The sequence below is a fragment of the Leptolyngbya sp. BC1307 genome (genome assembly GCF_002286735.1).
Classification (GTDB): domain Bacteria; phylum Cyanobacteriota; class Cyanobacteriia; order Phormidesmidales; family Phormidesmidaceae; genus Phormidesmis.
On sequence record NZ_NRTA01000138.1, the window covers coordinates 1 to 1,406 of the forward strand.

The 1,406-nt window shown below is 50.1% G+C and carries 1 protein-coding gene; it reads left to right on the plus strand.

Translation table 11 applies throughout. From position 1 onward, the window contains the following. Nucleotides 1-81 precede the first annotated feature (81 nt). Entirely contained in the window at nucleotides 82-1,386 is a 1,305-nt protein-coding gene (locus CKL79_RS22390; RefSeq protein WP_121971706.1) for an ISNCY family transposase, read from the plus strand. Nucleotides 1,387-1,406: the final 20 nt, after the last annotated feature.

Genomic DNA, 1,406 nt, shown 5'->3' on the forward strand with positions numbered 1-1,406 from the left:
CAGCAATTCTCATTATGAGGAATGCCTATTCAATCGCCTGGCAGCAGGCTATTGTGGAGTTGTGGCATGAGGCTTACCTCGATGACGCAAGGCAGTTTTGCCACGGTAGTAAATTCATTTCGAGCGACGCTGTCATCGTTACCGGACAAACGCACAGGTAAGAATACTCGCTACGAGATGTTAGATGCTGGGCTAAGTGCCTTCAGCGTGTTCTTCACTCAAACACCATCGTTTCTGGCCCATCAGCGCAAGATGGCTGATACGAAAGGTCTGAGCAATGCTCAAACGCTGTTCGGCGTCCATCAAATTCCAAGCGATAATCACATCCGAGATTTGCTCGATGGGGTGTCGCCTACCGCTCTGTATCCTGTCTTTGACGAGATTCTTCAGATACTCGAAGCGACGCATCATCTGTCATCGTTTCGGTCATTTGCCGATAATTTGCTGATGCCGCTAGATGGCACTGAGTACTTTAGCTCAACGAAAATTCACTGTGCGCACTGCTCGACTAGGGTACTCAAATCAGGAGAAACCCGCTATTTTCACACGGTCGTCACGCCTGTGATTGCTTGCCCTGGTCGCCGTGAAGTGATTCCGTTAGTGCCGGAATTCGTGGTGCCGCAGGATGGTCACGATAAGCAAGACTGCGAAAATGCTGCCGCCAAACGCTGGTTTGCACAACACGGTAAGCGGTATCGAGACCTGCTGGTGACGGGACTCGGCGATGACCTGTATTGTCGTCAGCCGCTGTGCGAGTTGCTGCTCGCTGAGCAATTCAACTTCATTTTGAGCTGTCTGCCGAAGTCACATAAAACGCTCTACGAACACTTGGCAGGGATAGTGCTGCCGAGTGTCGTGAAGAAACAGTGGACGGGCAAAACCGAGAAAACCTATACCTACCGCTATCTCAACCAAGTCCCGCTCAGAGATACTGGCGATGCGCTGCTCGTAAACTGGTGCGAACTCGTCATCACCAATACCGTGGGCAAAATCCTCTACCAGAACGCTTTTGCCACCAATCACCTGATTACAGATGACAATATTGAAGCGATTGTCACGGCTGGGCGCACTCGATGGAAGGTCGAAAACGAGCATAACAACACCCTCAAGACCAAGGGGTACAACCTTAAGCATAACTTTGGTCATGGGCAAAACCAGCTAGCTGCCTTCCTTGCCACCTTGAACATCCTGGCACTGCTCTTTCATACCCTGTTAGCTTTGAGTGATACAAAGTATCGATTGCTCAGAGCACACCTATCGACCCGAAAGACCTTTTTCAATGACCTACGTGCCTTGACTCGCTACGTTTGCTTTGATAGTTGGGATCATCTACTGACCTTCATGCTCGGAGGGCTTGAGCTTAAAGTGCCTGCTGACACTAGCTAACCTCATAATGAGAATTGCTG